The organism is Aquirufa nivalisilvae (genome assembly GCF_003143535.1).
GTDB classification, from domain to species: domain Bacteria; phylum Bacteroidota; class Bacteroidia; order Cytophagales; family Spirosomataceae; genus Aquirufa; species Aquirufa nivalisilvae.
Window position 1 is genome coordinate 128,533 of record NZ_CP029346.1, and the last position, 17,113, is coordinate 145,645.

At 39.4% G+C, this 17,113-nt stretch carries 17 protein-coding genes; 10 read left to right on the forward strand and 7 right to left on the reverse strand.

All coding sequences use genetic code 11. From position 1 onward, the window contains the following. Positions 1 to 232 precede the first annotated feature (232 nt). The 4 genes from HME7025_RS00665 to HME7025_RS00680 form a co-directional block, all read right to left on the reverse strand. Positions 233 to 943: an SGNH/GDSL hydrolase family protein gene (locus tag HME7025_RS00665; protein ID WP_109321793.1), complete on the reverse strand. Its 711-nt coding sequence runs from the start codon at positions 941 to 943 to the stop codon at positions 233 to 235. Positions 944 to 993: 50 nt separating this feature from the next. After that, positions 994 to 1,311: a Dabb family protein gene (locus HME7025_RS00670; RefSeq protein WP_109321794.1), complete on the reverse strand. Its 318-nt coding sequence runs from the start codon at positions 1,309 to 1,311 to the stop codon at positions 994 to 996. A gap of 94 nt (positions 1,312 to 1,405) precedes the next feature. Then, entirely contained in the window at positions 1,406 to 1,663 is a 258-nt protein-coding gene (locus tag HME7025_RS00675; RefSeq protein ID WP_109321795.1) for a TfoX/Sxy family DNA transformation protein, read from the reverse strand. Continuing rightward, on the reverse strand, positions 1,653 to 2,027 hold the full coding sequence (locus tag HME7025_RS00680; RefSeq protein WP_109321796.1) for a DUF4260 domain-containing protein: 375 nt from the start codon (positions 2,025 to 2,027) through the stop codon (positions 1,653 to 1,655). The genes HME7025_RS00675 and HME7025_RS00680 overlap by 11 nt, the downstream gene beginning before the upstream one ends. A 186-nt stretch (positions 2,028 to 2,213) precedes the next feature. On the opposite strand from HME7025_RS00680, the gene HME7025_RS00685 reads away from it, so the two are divergent. Further along, the gene (locus HME7025_RS00685) at positions 2,214 to 4,364 is read left to right on the forward strand and encodes a TIM-barrel domain-containing protein (protein WP_109321797.1); all 2,151 of its coding nucleotides are present in this window, start codon (positions 2,214 to 2,216) and stop codon (positions 4,362 to 4,364) included. A 12-nt stretch (positions 4,365 to 4,376) separates the two neighbouring features. Then, a complete protein-coding gene (locus HME7025_RS00690; RefSeq protein ID WP_109321798.1) occupies positions 4,377 to 5,255 on the forward strand; it encodes a PIG-L deacetylase family protein in 879 nt (292 codons plus the stop codon). Positions 5,256 to 5,272: 17 nt separating this feature from the next. On the opposite strand, the gene HME7025_RS00695 is transcribed toward HME7025_RS00690, so the two are convergent. Both HME7025_RS00695 and HME7025_RS00700 read right to left on the reverse strand, forming a co-directional pair. Beyond that, entirely contained in the window at positions 5,273 to 5,959 is a 687-nt protein-coding gene (locus HME7025_RS00695; protein WP_109321799.1) for a carbohydrate-binding family 9-like protein, read from the reverse strand. After that, positions 5,956 to 6,306, reverse strand: coding sequence for a DUF2834 domain-containing protein (locus HME7025_RS00700; RefSeq protein WP_109321800.1), 351 nt, complete (start codon positions 6,304 to 6,306; stop codon positions 5,956 to 5,958). The genes HME7025_RS00695 and HME7025_RS00700 overlap by 4 nt, the downstream gene beginning before the upstream one ends. 113 nt (positions 6,307 to 6,419) lie before the next feature. Here HME7025_RS00700 and HME7025_RS00705 point away from each other — a divergent pair, with 113 nt between their 5' ends. From HME7025_RS00705 to HME7025_RS00720, 4 genes are all read left to right on the forward strand, one after another. Then, positions 6,420 to 7,061: a DsbA family oxidoreductase gene (locus HME7025_RS00705; RefSeq protein WP_109321801.1), complete on the forward strand. Its 642-nt coding sequence runs from the start codon at positions 6,420 to 6,422 to the stop codon at positions 7,059 to 7,061. A 120-nt stretch (positions 7,062 to 7,181) separates the two neighbouring features. After that, positions 7,182 to 8,546, forward strand: coding sequence for an oxygen-independent coproporphyrinogen III oxidase (gene hemN / locus HME7025_RS00710; RefSeq protein WP_109321802.1), 1,365 nt, complete (start codon positions 7,182 to 7,184; stop codon positions 8,544 to 8,546). Between the two features lie 97 nt (positions 8,547 to 8,643). Continuing rightward, a complete protein-coding gene (locus HME7025_RS00715) occupies positions 8,644 to 9,147 on the forward strand; it encodes a GNAT family N-acetyltransferase (RefSeq protein ID WP_161956181.1) in 504 nt (167 codons plus the stop codon). Further along, positions 9,135 to 9,608: a hypothetical protein gene (locus HME7025_RS00720; RefSeq protein ID WP_109321804.1), complete on the forward strand. Its 474-nt coding sequence runs from the start codon at positions 9,135 to 9,137 to the stop codon at positions 9,606 to 9,608. Before HME7025_RS00715 ends, HME7025_RS00720 begins: the two co-directional genes overlap by 13 nt. Here the strand turns inward: HME7025_RS00720 and HME7025_RS00725 are convergent. Next, the gene (locus HME7025_RS00725) at positions 9,576 to 10,142 is read right to left on the reverse strand and encodes a pentapeptide repeat-containing protein (protein ID WP_109321805.1); all 567 of its coding nucleotides are present in this window, start codon (positions 10,140 to 10,142) and stop codon (positions 9,576 to 9,578) included. The two genes, HME7025_RS00720 and HME7025_RS00725, sit on opposite strands and share 33 nt — an antisense overlap. 130 nt (positions 10,143 to 10,272) lie before the next feature. Between HME7025_RS00725 and HME7025_RS00730 the strand changes: the two genes are divergently transcribed. Genes HME7025_RS00730 through HME7025_RS00745 form a run of 4 tightly spaced genes read left to right on the forward strand, consistent with a single transcriptional unit; the run spans position 10,273 to position 17,098 of the window. Further along, positions 10,273 to 10,992 carry a hypothetical protein gene (locus HME7025_RS00730; protein ID WP_109321806.1) on the forward strand — a complete coding sequence of 240 codons (720 nt, stop codon included), beginning with the start codon at positions 10,273 to 10,275 and terminating at the stop codon, positions 10,990 to 10,992. 9 nt (positions 10,993 to 11,001) lie between these two features. Next, positions 11,002 to 12,393, forward strand: a complete 1,392-nt coding sequence (locus tag HME7025_RS00735) for a c-type cytochrome domain-containing protein (protein ID WP_109321807.1) — start codon at positions 11,002 to 11,004, stop codon at positions 12,391 to 12,393. Positions 12,394 to 12,438: 45 nt separating this feature from the next. After that, entirely contained in the window at positions 12,439 to 15,609 is a 3,171-nt protein-coding gene (locus tag HME7025_RS00740) for a DUF1553 domain-containing protein (RefSeq protein WP_226998247.1), read from the forward strand. A gap of 4 nt (positions 15,610 to 15,613) precedes the next feature. Further along, positions 15,614 to 17,098: a DUF1501 domain-containing protein gene (locus HME7025_RS00745; protein ID WP_109321809.1), complete on the forward strand. Its 1,485-nt coding sequence runs from the start codon at positions 15,614 to 15,616 to the stop codon at positions 17,096 to 17,098. Positions 17,099 to 17,113: the final 15 nt, after the last annotated feature.

A 17,113-nucleotide genomic window follows, 5' to 3' on the forward strand; every position in this document is an offset into this window, starting at 1 on the left:
TAAAATAATTGGATTAAATCAAAGACAAAATTATCGTTTTATTTTTATAATATAGAATTAGAATGCGGATTTTGGCTTTTAATTCTACTATTTTTCGTTGAGTCTTTTTTTGTCGATTCAATGGTCCTTATATCCCTATGAAAAGGGAATTTTGATTTTGTTTGTCTTAAGAAAAACAAAATTCTTGGGACGATGCAGTAAAAGAAGATCAAATAATTAAATGGTTGTTTAATTATTTAAAATATTTCACAATTTCTGCCGCAATCAAGGCATGTCCTTTCTCATTAGGATGGTTTACTTGCGACATCAATTCGCCGATAGGAGTACCGGCTTTTACTTGCGTTCGAAACAAGCCATAGCTATCCACAAAACCCAACTGATGTAATCTGGCTAATTCATGCACTTGTTGGCCATGTTGATCCAAAACAGAATTGGTATCCAAAATATCCACCCGTTGGTCAGGAGAGGCACTTAACAAGATTACCTTGATTCCTTTGGATTGAGCCATTTGAATCATTTTTTCCCAAGCAGTTTTTGCTCTTTCCAAACCTAAACCTCGATCGTTTAGAACGTAATCAATAAAAATCACATCAGGACGATGACTTAATACGTCTTGCTCAAATCTCGTGGCTCCTTTTTCGGCATTTTCTCCTCCAATGGACGTATTGATGATATTGATAACAGCCAAAGGATATTGTTCCTTGATAGCTTTTAGTACTTGATATGGATATGCTCCTAGGGTATTTACTAGGGGTGTTTTGAAATAGCCAGCTGGGACAGAGTGTCCGTGAAAGACTAAATTGATGGTGCGATTTTTGGGCCATTCCTTGACCAACTCTTGCTTGATTTCTGGTAAATAACTGGAAGAGGAGGCTTGACTCAAAGCTTGAATACTTAAGCCAAGAAAACAGACCATAAGGCCTGTCCATCGTGATGTTTTCATTGTATAGGTTTAAAACAAGAGCCTTAAGAGGCTCTTGTTAAATAGATAAATTACACATCTAGCGCATCAAAAACCACTACTTTTTTCCATAAATGGCTGTAGTTTTTGACAAAATCTTGGTGTATGCTATGGTCTTGATAAATCTTTTGATCTACTTCATTTTCAAAAAACATCAATTCCGATACATCCCAAGAAGTATCCACAACCTCTCTTTTTTCAGTAGAGGCTAATACTCCAATGTGTATTTTTTTAATGGCATCAATGCCTTTTAGGGTGTTCAAACCTTCAATAAGTTTGTTCCGGTCTTCTACAGACTCAGGATTGTTTAACCAAAAGAATACGTGATGTAATAAATATTTAGTTTCCATGTGTATAAAAAGATTCAACAAAATAATAAACCTAAACTACATCAAAATGGGCAAAACGATGGTATTGTTGCTTAAAATTTAATATTTACTGAGTCTATTTTCTTCCTAAAATTTGTTTGATTTCTTGTTTTTCTTGTGCCGTAATTTTAGTCCAAACTTTACCCTGAATGGCCATTTCTATTCCGTAAAAGATGTTTAAATTAGGTTGTATCCCCAGTTCTACTAGTTTTTGAGAGATGCTGGGATAATCGGTCGACAGTAAATCTTGTTCCGTGTAAATCCCAATTTGGTTGAGGATACCAGTGGTATATGGCCCAAAGTTGCGAATATCTTCAAGTCGTCTATTGCTCATGGTTTTTAAAACTACTTTTACCAATCCATCCCAAATGAGTGTGGTCAAAACTTTCTAATTTTAGACCATATCCTAGTACTCGGTCGATGGTGCTATGTGCCATAAAAATGATGCCTACTTGTAATAGAAGGGGTATTTGCCAATAAAAACCAATCAGAATTGCCAAGGCGATAAGCCCTTGGTGGTGGAAAAAATTGTAGGCATGTAAACCTAGTTTTTTTGAGATAATAACGGCTACAAATGAAAGATCAGGGGCTAAAATCAACCAAGCAAATGTTCCCCATTGATTCGGAAATAGCTCCATGTATGCCCATATACTCAGGGCAAATAAGCCTAAGGACTCTAATTTTAATAGATTTTTCATGATATGCCTTTTGGCCAAAATAAGGGTAAATATTTTAAAAATAGGAATGAATTATGACAAAAGGTTTATGAATTTCGTCATCCAGATGACAGGCAGCAGGTTTCATTGAAAAAACTCAATGGGAAATAGGGTCATTTGTTCTTCCATGAATATTTAGACATATTTGAATTTCTAAGCCTTTGAAACATGAATCCATTACGTATTTTCAGTACCAGCATCTTTCTATTTTTTGGGTTAACTGTTTTTGCTCAAAAATCAAGTTTGTGGAAAGAAGTTCAGCCAGGTGTCTGGAAGTCGCAAATAGGTAATTCCCGCCATATTAGTTTGCTCCAAGCAGCTGGGGGAAACGCGCTGCATGATGCGTTGAAATTATTACCCAACAGTCATTTTCCCTTGTCGAAAGATGACATCAAAATTCAGATTATTGATAAAAAAATATACCTGCGCTTTCCATTGAATCAGGAAGAGCAAATTTTTGGTTTGGGATTAAATTTTCAATCAGTTAATCAACGGGGACGGATTTTAAACTTGCATGTGGATCATTATGGAGGAAAAGATAATGGGCGAACCCATGCGCCAGTTCCTTTTTATGTTTCTTCCAAAGGCTATGGAGTCCTTATAGATGCGGCAGCTTATATGACAGTTTATGCGGGCTCCAATGTACGTGCCGATGCCAAACATCCAGCCCCTATTCAAGATAGAAATTCAGATAAAAATTGGGATTCTCAACCACCTTCGGATGTACTTGAAGTTTTGATTCCTGCTGATGGGGCTAGTATTTATGTTTTTGCAGGACCAAGTCCCATGCAGGTGGTACAGCGATACAATTTATTTAATGGAGGTGGCTATTTGCCACCTAAATGGGGATTAGGATTTACTCAACGAGTTCCCACGTTGTTTAGTCAAGATGATATCATTAAGGAAGCAAAAAGCTTTGAAGCACATCAATTTCCGTTGGATTTTATAGGGGTAGAACCAGGTTGGCATAGTGCATCTTATCCATGTACCTTTGAATGGGATCCAGGTCGTTTCCCTCGTCCAAAAGCATTTTTAGATACGTTATCTCGTATGGGATTATCCGCTAATCTTTGGTTGAATCCTTATGTTTCACCTAAGTCTTCTCTGTACGCTGGAATTAAAAAATACACGGGCTCCCACTTGGTTTGGAATGGGCTTGTTCCTGACTTTACTATGGCAGAAGCTAGGAAATTGGTCAAGACTCATTTTGTAAAAAACCATTTGGATATTGGAGTAGGAGGCTATAAAATAGATGAAGTTGATGGTTATGACCATTGGATTTGGCCAGATGTAACCACGTTTCCATCAGGCACGAGTGCTGAGCAGATGCGACAAATATATGGTTTGATGGTACAAGAAATGACGAGCTCATGGTTCAAGGAAAAAAATAAGAGAACCTATGGTTTGATTCGAGCTTCCAATGCCGGAGCAAGTTCATTGCCCTATGTGATTTATAATGATTATTACAGCCACAAAGATTTTATAACAGCTTTAGTCAATTCCAGCTTTATTGGAGTGCTTTGGACTCCTGAGGTGAGAGCGTCAAAATCGGCAGAGGAATGGGTTAGAAGGATGCAGTCGGTTTGTTTTTCCCCCATGGCCATGTTGAATGCTTGGTCAGATGGTACTAAACCATGGTCATTTCCAGAAGTAGAAAAGGCTGTTAGTGATGTGGCGAATTTACGCATGCAATTATTGCCTTACCTATATACCACATTTGCCCAGTATCGTTTTGAAGGGAAACCTCCATTTAGAGCGATGAATTTGGTGGATGGTTTTGGGTTTAAACCTGTAGGAATGAAAGGGAAAGTAGATGGAACGGATAATCCTTATGGTATGAGCATTAAGAATGACATTAAAGACCAATATATGATGGGGGATTTTATCTTAGTGGCTCCTATGTTTGCAGGAGAAAAAACGCGGGATGTTTATTTGCCTGAAGGGAAATGGTACGATTTTTATACAGGGAAATTAGTAGGGGAAAATCAAAAAATACAGATTAGCCCTAGTTTAGATAAGATTCCTCTTTTTGTCAAGGATGGGGCTTTGATTCCTATGGTGCCTGTGCACCGACAAGCCCCCAAAGACGGACAGGCTTTTGCATTAGAAATTCGACATTATGGTCAAAAGGCGGGGACTTGGAAATTATATGATGATGATGGCCGGACATTTAATTTTGAAAAGGGAGCACATAGTTGGACTGAATTTGGGGTGAAGCAAGCAGCCAATGGGCAATTAGAAGCTTATCCTAAACAGGTAGCACCCAAGTCGAATTTTGGATATTTACCTGAAATCACTTGGACATTTATGACGAAATAAACCAAATAACATATGAAAAAAGGAATTCTATTAACAGTTTTAATGGCGTGTGTAATCGCCTGGAATGTAGGTGCGCAGGATCGCCCATTGCAAATTATCATGATAGGGGCACATCCAGATGACTGTGATATCAAGAGTGGAGGAACAGCGGCATTGTTTGTAGCCATGGGTCATCATGTCAAATTTGTATCAGTAACCAATGGTGATGCTGGTCATCAATCTGAAGGTGGTGGGATGTTGGCAAAACGAAGAATTGCTGAGACGAAAGAAGTGGCACGTAGATTAGGTGTTTCTTATGATGTGTTGGATAACCATGATGGTGAGCTTTTGCCTAGTTTAGAAATTCGTTTGCAGATTATTCGAAAAATACGGGAATGGAAAGCAGATGTGGTGATAGCTCCGCGTTCTAACGATTACCATCCAGATCATCGTTATACGGGTGTTTTGGTCCAAGATGCAGCTTTTATGGTAGGCGTTCCTAATGTGGCACCAGATGTAGAACCTTTGAGAAAGAACCCTGTATTCTTATATTTTCAAGATAATTTCAAAAAACCAAATCCATTTCAAGCGGATATAGCGGTTGATATTACGCCAGTCATTGAGAAAAAATTGGCAGGTTTAGATGCTCATCAATCTCAGTTTTATGAGTGGTTGCCATGGATAGGGAATTATGAAAACGAAGTACCAAAAGATCCCGCAAAACATAAAGAATATTTGTTAGCCAAACGTGTTCAGACGCCCAATCCAGAAGTGAGAAAAACCTTAGAAAAGTGGTATGGCAAATCACGTGCCGATCAAGCTAAATTTGCCGAGGCATTTGAAATTTGTGAATACGGTACGCAGCCTACGGAACAAGATATTCGTCGTTTATTTCCTATGCTTGGAAAATAAAATTTGGGGTCTGAACATTATTTAAATAGAAAGACCCCATACTTTTTATAATCATGGAAGGTGCCAGGTAGAGGTGACCAGGACCATTTCGCCATTTTCCCCGCATCATAGTCGAGCCGACAAAAATTCCCTTTCCACACTGTTCCGGGTTTTGCCGGGACATTTTCTAATGGCGTTAGTAAGGTAAATGGGATAAATAGTTCAGCTGACCAAGTACCAATACCTCCTGAAATGTGTTTGATAGAAACCTTCTTTTGTACTTTTCTATCTCCTTCATAATGCCATGGCAACCAACCATAAAATTTACCTTGAAAATTTGGGACCATTAAAACGAGTTCTTTTTCCAAAGGATTGATTTCATATTCAAAATAAAGAGGCACCGAAGGATTTGGATGGAAAAACACTTCGAATACATCGGCTTGGTATAAGTCCTCGAAATCGTTCTGAAATGTCGTGCTGATTTTCTGATCTTTACCTTCCAAATACACATACATTCCTTTGTCGGAATACAAGATTTTAAATCGACTATCTAATTCTTTTGCTAATTCATTTCTGGCAGGAAGAGGATACCATTTGCTTTGTTGCCATGCAGGATGATTCGCTTGTCCATCGATTGGGAAGTCGGCAACATGCTGAACTAGCAGTGTATCTTGAGCAGTTAAAGAAATTGGAAAAAGGAGTAATAGGTATAGCCAATGTTTCATATTGCGGGAGTGAGATTCATACTTTTATGTCTGAAAAATAAGAATAAGGGGAAAGCAAAAGCATAGCCAATCAGAAAAGTTAATAAAATGAATAGCCACATTTTTTTCATTTGCAGTCGATAGCCTTCTACTAACATGAAAAAAGTCCCTGCTGTGGTTCCCGTCCAGAAGTCGAAAGTCAGACTTTTGGCATAATAACTTGTCCAAGTACTTTGAACAAACTGGACTACATCAAAATGCCCGTTTTGTTCTTGCATGCCTAACCAAACAAAATAAAAAGTGAGAGAACCTCCGACAACAGAAAGGAAGAGATAAAAATAAGCAATGTTGAATGGGAGAGGTTTCATGGCTTGTTGATTGTGAAGAGTTAAAGCTAATTAGTCCTGTACAATTTAGTCAAATATTCGAATCGGAACTTTTTATGTAGGGAATTCGGTTTTGGGATATTAACAAAGTCAACATGAAAATAGAAATTTGGAGTGATATCATGTGTCCCTTTTGTTACATTGGGAAACGTCATTTAGAAAAAGCCTTAGAACAATTTGAGTCGAGCTCCCCGATTGAAATTGAATGGAAAAGTTATCAACTGGATCCTAGCATACCAATGCATTTTAATGAACCGGTGAATATTTATGAGTATTTAGCTGATCGCAAAGGAATCAGTGTGGAGAAGTCGAAGGAGATGCACCAACAAGTGGCCGATATGGCAGAAAAAGTTGGCTTGAATTACCGATTTGATCATTTGGTGGTGGCGAATTCCATGAAAGCACATCAGTTAATTCAGCTGGCCAAAGAGCAGAAGAAGGACAATGAAATAGAAGAAAAGCTATTTGAAGCCTATTTTGTGGAAGGGAAAAACTTGGCAAGTGAGTCAGAATTGGTTGCCATTGGGGAATCTGTAGGTTTAGAAAAGGAGGCTATTTTAGCAGCTTTGAAGAATGATGAATTGGCTTACCGAGTGAGACAAGATACGCAGGAAGGAGTAAGTTTGGGCTTGAAAGGGGTGCCCTTTTTTGTGTTCAACCGTCGCTATGGAATTCCAGGTGCGCAGCCTTTAGAAGTGTTTATTGACACGCTTCGTCAGGCAGCGGAACATGATTAATATCAGTATTTTATCGAGTAATTGGTACTTTTCTCAGGAATCAAACCGGCTAGTCTGTGTAGATTTGTCAACTTTTGAAAAGTTGACAAATCTGCCAGATCACCCAGAAAATGCTGAAAAATGAGTCCTATTGATACCCATTTACTGAATAAATACAATGTCCCTATTCCCCGGTATACAAGCTATCCAACGGTGCCTTATTGGGATAATCAAATAGATGCTAATCAGTGGAAATCTGCTTTTTCTTTGCGCTTTGAGGAATGCAATGAAAATCAAGGAATTAGCCTCTACATTCACCTACCTTTTTGCGAAAGTATGTGCACCTTTTGTGGATGTAATAAGCGCATTACTACCAACCATAAAGTAGAAGATGAATACATCGATGTGGTGTTGAAAGAATGGCAATTATACCGCCAGCAAATGACTTCCACCCCATTAATTCGGGAGTTTCATTTAGGAGGAGGGACCCCTACTTTTTTTTCCCCAGAAAATTTACATCGTTTAATCCAATCCATCCTTTCGGATTCTCAGGTGGCCAAAGAGCATGAGTTTAGCTTTGAAGGACATCCTAATAATACAACTTACGCCCATCTGAAGACCTTATTTGATCTAGGATTTAATCGGGTGAGCTTTGGTATGCAAGACAGTAACCCTGAAGTTCAACAAGTGATAAACCGTATTCAACCTCAGGAAAATGTCCAACAAGTGGTTCAATGGGCCCGAGAAATTGGCTATGAGTCAGTCAATATCGATTTGGTTTATGGCCTTCCTCTGCAAACCATTGACCGTATCGAAAAGACGATTCAAGATGCCATTTCCTTGCGTCCCGACAGGATTGCATTTTATAGTTATGCACATGTACCATGGACCAGTAGAGGCCAGCGATTATTCGACGAAAATGATTTACCTACTGCTTCCGAAAAATTGACCCTGTACCAATTGGGTCGCAGCCTATTCTTAGCTCAAGGTTATCAAGACATTGGCATGGACCACTTTGCTCTACCAGATGATTTGATGTACAAAATCAAAGAGCAAGGGACTTTGCACCGTAATTTTATGGGCTATACTGTCCAACAAACGGGGATGGTTTTAGGACTAGGTGTTTCCAGTATCAGTGATGTTTTTTATGGTTTTGCACAAAACAAGAAAACGATTCATGATTATTATGAGGAAATCAAACAAGGAAAATTAGCGATATTCAAAGGCTATTTTTTGACAGAAACAGATCAAGCGATGCGTCAATACATATTGGATGTTGCTTGCAATGGTAAGACTCAATTTAGACCAGAAGATCTTCCTATGTTAGAAACCTATACTTTTCCATATCTAGCCGAACTTGAAGAAGACGGATTAATTCAATGGGATTTTCAAGGGTTAACTTTAACTTCTATGGGGGCTAATTTTGTTCGAAACGTCTGTAAGGCATTTGACTTAAAACTATTATCCGACGAGCATGCAACTCTGAAGTTTAGCCAAGCCGTATAAATAAACTAGCATTACATTTCATCCATCTTTAACCATACGGGATTTTTTATTTTCTTTACAGAAATAAATGGGGGCTTTTAGCCCCATCCCTATATATATGGGTATCAAGGTATTAAGAAGTCAGCGTTTATATGTCAAAGATCTAAATCTTCAAGACGCTCCATTCTTGTTGGAATTACTGAATACTTCTGGATTTATTCAATTTATCGGTGATAGAGGAGTTAGAACCTTACAAGAAGCGGAGGATTTTATCATCAAATTGCGTGATAATCCAGCCATTCATTACCGAGTAGTTTTTCTCCAATCTACCAATATTTCCATTGGAATCATTTCTCTGGTACAAAGAGATTATTTACCTCACCCTGATATTGGGTTTGCCTTCCTTCCTTCTCAGTCAAGTATGGGCTATGCTTATGAAGCAGCAAGCCTGGTATTAGATGATTATTTTGCTCAACATAAAGCGCCTATCTTCGCTACGACATTAGAACATAATGGACGTTCCATTAGCTTGTTATTGCGCTTGGGTTTAACTTTTGAGCGTTGTATTGAACGCGATCAGCAATTACTTCATCTTTATAAAAAAGACCCATGGAATCATTAGAAAGGCAAATCCACCAATTGGAAGAAAATATAGCTCATGCGCATGTGTCTAATTTCCAGATCTCTGAGGGGTCTGTCGGATGGCATATAGAACATAGTTTATTAGTGATGATTACTGTCATCAGTGCCTTAAAAAAATCTGACCCCAATAGTTACCGCTGGGTATTTAATTGGAAAAGAGTGTGGATATTTTTTACGCAAAAAATCCCAAGGGGTCGAGTGAAAGCTCCTAAATATGTGGATCCGTTACATGTAAATCCGTTACATGTAACGGATGTGCTGGCCAAGGTGCACCAATTATTGGAAGAGATGAAAACACTACCATCAAAATCCTATTTTCGCCATTTTATTTTTGGAGATTTGGCTTTAAAAGACACCCATTATTTTTTGAGAGTACATACTCACCATCACTTGAAAATAATGGCCGAATTAATCAATGATGATGCCAAAGCTGGTCAGTAAACCTGCTAAACTCGATTTAGAAAATTTGGCTTTTTTGATTCGATTGATTTGAGGATTAATCTCAAAATGATAAGCTGTTCTGAAATCGGCCTTTTCTAAATTCGTTTGGTCAAATTGTGCATGCAATAAATCACAATCCTCAAAATTAGACTCACTTAAATTGGCATTGCTAAAATCAACTTCATGCAATGAGCAGTGTTTAAATTGTGCTTTTTTCATGTTACGTTGATAGAAGGAAGACAGATTCAAAAAGCAATTTTTAAAGTGTACTTCAAATAGAAATGGGTTGGCGTATTCGAAATGCAATCCTTGCAAACGGCAATTTTCAAAGGACACATGTTGCCATTTGGTATTTCCCATTTTCACTAGGCTTAAATTACAATCATAGAATTCACAATCAATGAACGAATATTCTGATAAATCTAATTGGGCTAAATCACATTGCTTAAAAACGCAAGCCTCATATTCACCCTTGGGCAACCCTTCAATCGTGTAATATTTCTTCTCAAAAGTTTGTTGAAATTGGTTTTCCATGATGGGAGATTTAAATAGCTAATTTACGAGAAATTTGAGCAATAACTCTATGAGGATTCATCTTTCCTAAGGCTAGGTGATTCAGAAAAAGATTGTAAATTAGGCAAGATTTAAAACCTATTTTCCCATCATGAAACACTTACTGCGAGCCCTTTTGTTATGTGCCCTGTTTGTGCATCCCTTTTTTGTTCAAGCTCAAAAATCCATCGAAGGTTCTTGGTCCAATTCGCAAGGAGATGTGTCAACTTGGATTTTGGTAACAGATCAAATTATTAGTGTTACTCAGTTTGAAACAAGCAGCCATAAGTTGCTGGTAACATACGGTGGAAGTTATCACTTGAAAGGGAAAGAATTAGAAATTCGACAAGAATGGAATTCACAGGATTCATTACAAGTAGGTCAGTTGAAAAAGATTACATTTCAAAAGAAAAAGGGTCAAATTCAACTGGAGCAGCAGGTTTTCTCCCAGATGGACAAAGGGGAATCAGGCAAAATGAAAGGTGCATGGATAATTGTGGGGAATTTTTCGGGTGATGTATTATCGCGAAGACCCAATCCTTTTTTTCCAAGGAGAACCATGAAAATACATACAGGGAATGCCTTTCAATGGATTGCCTACAATGTTCAAACCAAACAATTTTTTGGCACCGGCGGAGGCTATTATAGCACCCAAGGAAATACCTATACAGAAGAGATTGTATTTTTTACCAAAGCCAGTTCTAGCATTGGCAAAAAGCTCCCATTTGAATTTCAAATTCAAGATGGAATCTGGCGCCACAAAGGTCAAAAATCGACAGGTGGTCCCATGGATGAAGCTTGGTCTAGAAGGAAATTATTGGACCATAACTAATTTCCTTACATGATTGATTTGCTTGGCCATTTACATCCCATTTTAGTACATTTTCCCATTGGGATATTGGTCATTGCTTGTGTCATGATTTGGGTGCAAGCTATTCGAAAGACTGAAACCCAATCTTCCATTTCTGCCTTATTATTGTTGGGAGCCATTGCTGCTATAATGGCCTCAATATCGGGCTATCTTTTATCCAATTCGGGAGATTATGAAAAAGGGGATGTTTTAGCCCATCAATGGTGGGGAATAGGAACTACCCTATGCGCCATTTTCCTTTATTTTTTTCAAGCCTATCAAAAAATCATCAGCCTAATGTTATTCGTAGCATTAGCCATCACGGGACACTTTGGGGGCGAGTTGACCTATGGATCCAACTATTTGTTTGCCAGTAAAAAGAAAGCCATTCCAACGAAAGAATTGAGCATTTCTGCAGTAGATACGACTCAACAGAAAATGGAAGTGGATACTAGCGTAGAAGTGCTTAGTTCGGTAAAAAATTCCCCTTTCCAACAAGAAGTATTACCCATTTTAAAAAGCCATTGTTTTCAATGTCATTCCAGTAAAAAACAGAAAGGTAAACTGCGCTTAGATACAGAGGATTTTATTAAAAAAGGAGGAAAGGAAGGACTTATTTTACACGCAGGAAACCCACTAAAAAGTCATTTATATAGTTACCTAATTTTGCCAGAAGACGATGATTTGCACATGCCTCCAGAAGGTAAAAAACAGTTGAACTCAAGTCAGATTGCCATCATTAAAAGATGGATTGAAATAGGAGCACCTTTTGGAGAGACAGCAGAGTCAGAGTCGATGCATGCAATGACTTTACAGTCTAAGGCAATGACTATACCTTCGGATTCCCCAGATCAAACATTGAATCTACCTGTGGAACCAGCGAACGAAGAAGCACTGCAAGAAGCAAAAAACCAAGGTATTAGTATTAGTCCCTATCCATCCTCGAACGGAGGCTTGAGTTTAAATTTTGTCAATATTAAGCGCCTGGATTCCAAGATTTGGCAAGTAACAAAAGCTTTACAAAAACAAGTCTTACAAATTAAATTATCCAAAAGACAAGACATCCAAGTGGAGGAACTTTTGAATTTTAAGAACCTTCAGCAGTTGAATCTGGAACAAAGTAATGTTCAAGATGCTGATTTAGAGAACCTAAGGCAATTACCTCACCTGACCCAGTTAAATCTCTATGGCACAGCCATTTCAGATCAAGGGATAAAAGCACTAGTTGCCATGAAGGCATTAAAAGTTCTTTATATTTGGCAAAGTAAGCTAAGTCAGGAAGGCTTGCAATCTTTGAAGAGAGCTCGACCAGATGTAACCATCGTGGAAGGCAAATTTCAGTTTAGTCCGCCAGATACAAATCGTTTGAAAGCAATAAAATAGCTTATGAAAAGGTATAGGTTTTTGATATTTCCGCTTTGTTTTTTGATGGCCGCCAAGCCACCTAAAAGCTTGCCATTACCTGCAGATGTGGCATTGGAATATCGTCAACTGCCACCTGCTTTGGATTTCAATATTCACATTAAGCCCATTTTATCCGACAAATGCTTTGCCTGTCACGGTCCTGATAAAGCGAAGCAAAAGGCGGGCTTGCGACTGGATTTGCCTGAAAATGCGTATGCCAAATTGCCAGAAAGCCCAGGGAAAGTGGCTATCACACCAGGCAATCTCCAAAAGAGCGAGTTGGCCCATCGGATTCTTTCCAAAGACCCAAGCATTGTCATGCCTGAGCCGAAATCTCATTTGAGTTTATCAGCCAAAGAAAAGGCAATTCTCCTAAAATGGATTCAAGATGGAGCCGTTTATAAACCGCATTGGGCTTTTGTTAAACCTGTAAAACATGCCATCCCGGAATCCAAAAAGGGGATGAATGTGATTGATTTTTGGGTACAAACAAAATTGGAAAAAGAAGCCCTAAAAATGAACGCCAAAGCTTCTAAAGCTCTACTGCTTCGTCGACTCTCCTTTGATTTGACGGGGCTTGCTCCAAGTATTCCTGAACTAGATAATTTTCTTGCTGATAATGCACCAAATGCCTACGAAAAACAAGTAGATCGACTGCTTGCTTCTCCTCATTTTGGCGAAAAAATGGCCGTTGATTGGTTGGATTTGGCTCGTTTTGCAGATTCTCATGGCTATACCGTGGACCGTATCCGAGATATGTCGCCCTATCGAGATTGGGTCATTAAGGCTTTCAATATTAATACGCCCTATGATACTTTCATACACCAACAATTAGCTGGTGATTTAATGCCTAATCCGAGCAAAGACATGTTGATTGCCACCGGATTTAACCGAAATCATCCCCAAAATACGGAAGGGGGCATTGTAGAGGAAGAGTTTCAAGCGGAATATGTGATTGACAGAACTAATACTTTTGGAGAGGCATTTATGGCGATTTCCACTGGTTGCGCTCGTTGCCATGATCATAAATACGATCCTATTTCTCAAAAAAATTATTACGAGCTATTTAGCTTTTTCAATAATGTCCGTGAAGCGGGACAAATCTCCTATTCCGATGACCTGCCTACACCAACCTTGATGTTACCCACCAAAGAAAAAGAGGAGGTGCTAAAATTCATTCAAACCAAGATTCAAACGGTAGAGGAGAAAATGAATCAAAGTCCTACTTCCAATGCTCCTTTTCAAAATTGGATTAAGAACAAGGGCCATGAAAAATTGGCAGAAGATATCATTCCTCAACGTGGTTTGGTGGCCTATTTTGATTTGGATGCGACGCTAAAAAATAAGTTGACTGAAAAGCAGGTTGCCGTGATCAAAAGAGAATCAGGAAAGACAGGTGATCAGCCCATTTTTGTGAAGGGAAAACAGGGTCAAGCTTTGGCATTTGATGGGGATATTTATGCGGATTTAAGCCCTGCTGGTGTGTTTAGAAAGTCGGAACCATTCACCATAGGCATGTGGGTGAATATTCCCAAGGACATGAAAGAAGGGGTTATTTTTCATAAGAGCAATGCGGAGCGACTGTATAACTTTAAGGGTTTTCATGTCTATTTGAAAAACAATCGATTGGAAATAAACATGGCGCATACGGCTCCATCCAATGCCATCAATAAGGTGATGAAAGCAGATGTCCCTCGAGATCAATGGATACATCTGGCTTTGACTTATGACGGGTCTTCTCAAGCCGCAGGTTTTAATTTGTTCGTAGATGGCCAAAAGTCGGACATGGAAACGGTCATTGACCAGCTGTATAAAGACATCATTTATTTCTCCAAAAATGAATTGGGCTTACAAATTGGGGGATGGTGGCGCGGACTTGGTTTTAAGGGAGGGAAAGCCGATGAAGTAGCCATTTATAGTCGGGAGCTTATTCCTTATGAAATTCAGGTTTTGGCCCAAAGAGCCTCTTGGAAAGATTTGGTGTTTAAATCCCAAGAGCAATGGACAAATCCCCAAGGCGAAGCTTTTAGGGCGTATTTCAAACAAAATCTGGATAGTACCCAGTTGGCTTTGACCCAAGAAATCAAACATTGGCGAACAGCTTTAGCGGATTCATCGGAGAAAATAGAGGAAGTGATGATCATGCAGGAAATGCCACGTCCTAAAAAGTCATTCTTGCTTCAGCGAGGTCAATACGATGCCAAAGGAGAAGAAGTTTTTCCGAATACTCCTCAAAAGATTTTGCCATTTCCTGCCTACTTACCGAAGAATCGACTCGGCTTAGCACAATGGTTAACCCATGAGAATAATCCCTTGACTGCTCGTGTGGCCGTAAATCGTTTTTGGCAAAACTTTTTTGGGACTGGTATCGTCAAAACGTCCGAAGACTTTGGAAATCAAGGGGAAATGCCTTCTCACCCTGAACTATTGGACGCATTGGCTATCCAATTTCGAGAATCTGGTTGGAATATCAAACAAATGATGAAGCAAATGGTGATGTCGGAAACCTACCAACAAGATTCTAAGGCTACGGCCGAACAAAGGGAAAAAGACCCAGAAAATCGCTTGTTAGCTAGAGGCCCTTCTGTCCGATTAAGTGCGGAAATGATTCGAGACAATGCTCTTCAAGCTAGTGGTTTATTAGTGCAAAAAATTGGTGGAAAAAGTGTCAATCCTTATCAACCCGATGGTTTGTGGGAAATCAACAGTTCACATTATAAACAAGATACCACTTCAGCGGTATATCGTAGAAGCTTGTATGTGGTTGTAAAGCGATCCGTGCCGAACCCTACATTAGCTACATTTGATGCCCCGGCAAGAAGTTCTTGTTTGGTACGTCGACAAAAAACCAATACACCTTTACAGGCGCTAGTGGGCTTGAATGATCCCACCTTTTTGGAAGCAGCCAAGATATTGGGGGAACAAATGGCCGCAGAAAAAGATGTTAACAAAGCCATACAAATGACCTTTAAAAAACTGACGAGTCGGGAAGCATCGGAAAAGGAATTGGCTTTGTTGGTCGACTTACAAAGAAAAAGTTTAGCTCGTTTTCAGCAAGATGCAAGCAAGGCTAAAGGCTGGCTGCAAGCAGGGATGAAGCGAGTACAAGGAAATAAGGACGGCAACCTCGTGGCAGCCAATGCTGTGGTAGCTAGCGCTATCATGAATTCAGACGCTAGTATCACTAAACGATAAAATTATGGGACATCAACATACCGATCCATTTCGTTTATCGCACCCTGATTTAGAAAAACTTAATCGGGGACTAGATCGACGAGATTTTTTGAAGAAGACGGCCATGGGTTTTGGAGCGATAGCCTTGAACGGATTGCTTGCTTCCCATCAGGCACAAGGCCAATCTTTGGAACAACAAATATTGGATGCCTTACCTAGAATTGCTCCTAAGGCTAAACGGGTGGTGTACTTATTCATGAGCGGAGGCCCGTCCCAGTTTGAGACTTGGGATTATAAACCTGAATTGACTAAACGGATGGGTCAGGATTTACCCGATTCTATTCGCAAAGGTCAGCGCTTAACGGGGATGAGTGCTAATCAGGCCATTTTGCCTGTGGCAGCTTCTGCCTATGGGTTTAGACAATATGGGCAAAGTCAAACTTGGGTGAGTGATTTATTGCCATATACAGCTCAGGTAGTGGATGAATTGTGCGTCATCAAATCCATGTTTACTGAACAAATCAACCATGATCCAGCGATTACTTTTTTTCAGACAGGACATCAATTACCCGGTCGACCGTCCATCGGTTCTTGGTTAAGCTATGGTTTAGGTTCAGAGAATCAAAATTTGCCAGCTTTCATTGTCATGGTGTCTAAGGATGCATCTAAAGATCAGCCATTATATGCCCGACTTTGGGGAAATGGATTTTTGCCTTCGGAGCATCAAGGTGTTCAATTTAGGTCCAGTAAAGACCCTGTTTTGTTCTTATCGAATCCAGAAGGATACGATGGGAAGGATCGTCAAGAAATGTTGGATTATTTGAAACAATTGAACCAATTGCAAAATGAATCTTGGGGTGACCCAGAAGTAGATGCTCGAATAGCCCAGTATGAAATGGCTTTCAAAATGCAAACCTCTGTTCCCGAAGTGATGGATGTCTCGGATGAACCTCAGGAAGTGTTTGATTTGTATGGGCCTAATAGTCGAGATAAAGGAAGCTTTGCCGCGAATTGCTTATTAGCTAGAAAATTATTGGAAAAAGATGTGCGTTTTGTTCAGCTCTATCATCAAGGTTGGGATCATCACGATAGTTTGCCCAAAAACATCGTTAATCAGTGCAAGCAAACTGATCAGGCTACAGCAGCTTTAATTATGGATTTGAAGCGTAGAGGTATGTTGGAAGATACATTGGTCATTTGGGGTGGGGAGTTTGGTAGAACGGTTTATTCTCAAGGAAAATTATCGCCAACAGGTTATGGACGAGATCATCATCCTAAATGCTTTAGCATGTGGATGGCAGGAGCGGGTGTGAAGGCTGGGACGACTTTTGGTCAGACGGATGATTTCAGTTATAATATCGTCAAAGATCCCGTGCATGTGCACGATTTTCAGGCTACATTGTTGCATTTGATGGGCATAGACCATGAGCAATTAGTGTATAAATACCAGGGTCGTAGGTTCCGATTAACCGACGTGCATGGCAAATTGGTCAAAGGTATTTTGGCCTAGTTTTTTCATCTTATG

What these genes read in the sequence shown, in the direction of transcription:
- HME7025_RS00720 (WP_109321804.1), top strand. Translation starts at nt 9,135, where the DNA reads ATGGAATCATTAGAAAGGCAAATCCACCAATTGGAAGAAAATATAGCT.
- HME7025_RS00680 (WP_109321796.1), bottom strand. Translation starts at nt 2,027, where the DNA reads ATGAAAAATCTATTAAAATTAGAGTCCTTAGGCTTATTTGCCCTGAGT.
- HME7025_RS00685 (WP_109321797.1), top strand. Translation starts at nt 2,214, where the DNA reads ATGAATCCATTACGTATTTTCAGTACCAGCATCTTTCTATTTTTTGGG.
- HME7025_RS00705 (WP_109321801.1), top strand. Translation starts at nt 6,420, where the DNA reads ATGAAAATAGAAATTTGGAGTGATATCATGTGTCCCTTTTGTTACATT.
- HME7025_RS00665 (WP_109321793.1), bottom strand. Translation starts at nt 943, where the DNA reads ATGAAAACATCACGATGGACAGGCCTTATGGTCTGTTTTCTTGGCTTA.
- HME7025_RS00730 (WP_109321806.1), top strand. Translation starts at nt 10,273, where the DNA reads ATGAAACACTTACTGCGAGCCCTTTTGTTATGTGCCCTGTTTGTGCAT.
- HME7025_RS00695 (WP_109321799.1), bottom strand. Translation starts at nt 5,959, where the DNA reads ATGAAACATTGGCTATACCTATTACTCCTTTTTCCAATTTCTTTAACT.
- HME7025_RS00725 (WP_109321805.1), bottom strand. Translation starts at nt 10,142, where the DNA reads ATGGAAAACCAATTTCAACAAACTTTTGAGAAGAAATATTACACGATT.
- HME7025_RS00745 (WP_109321809.1), top strand. Translation starts at nt 15,614, where the DNA reads ATGGGACATCAACATACCGATCCATTTCGTTTATCGCACCCTGATTTA.
- HME7025_RS00700 (WP_109321800.1), bottom strand. Translation starts at nt 6,306, where the DNA reads ATGAAACCTCTCCCATTCAACATTGCTTATTTTTATCTCTTCCTTTCT.
- HME7025_RS00690 (WP_109321798.1), top strand. Translation starts at nt 4,377, where the DNA reads ATGAAAAAAGGAATTCTATTAACAGTTTTAATGGCGTGTGTAATCGCC.
- HME7025_RS00715 (WP_161956181.1), top strand. Translation starts at nt 8,644, where the DNA reads ATGGGTATCAAGGTATTAAGAAGTCAGCGTTTATATGTCAAAGATCTA.
- HME7025_RS00675 (WP_109321795.1), bottom strand. Translation starts at nt 1,663, where the DNA reads ATGAGCAATAGACGACTTGAAGATATTCGCAACTTTGGGCCATATACC.
- HME7025_RS00670 (WP_109321794.1), bottom strand. Translation starts at nt 1,311, where the DNA reads ATGGAAACTAAATATTTATTACATCACGTATTCTTTTGGTTAAACAAT.
- HME7025_RS00740 (WP_226998247.1), top strand. Translation starts at nt 12,439, where the DNA reads ATGGCCGCCAAGCCACCTAAAAGCTTGCCATTACCTGCAGATGTGGCA.
- hemN (WP_109321802.1), top strand. Translation starts at nt 7,182, where the DNA reads ATGAGTCCTATTGATACCCATTTACTGAATAAATACAATGTCCCTATT.
- HME7025_RS00735 (WP_109321807.1), top strand. Translation starts at nt 11,002, where the DNA reads ATGATTGATTTGCTTGGCCATTTACATCCCATTTTAGTACATTTTCCC.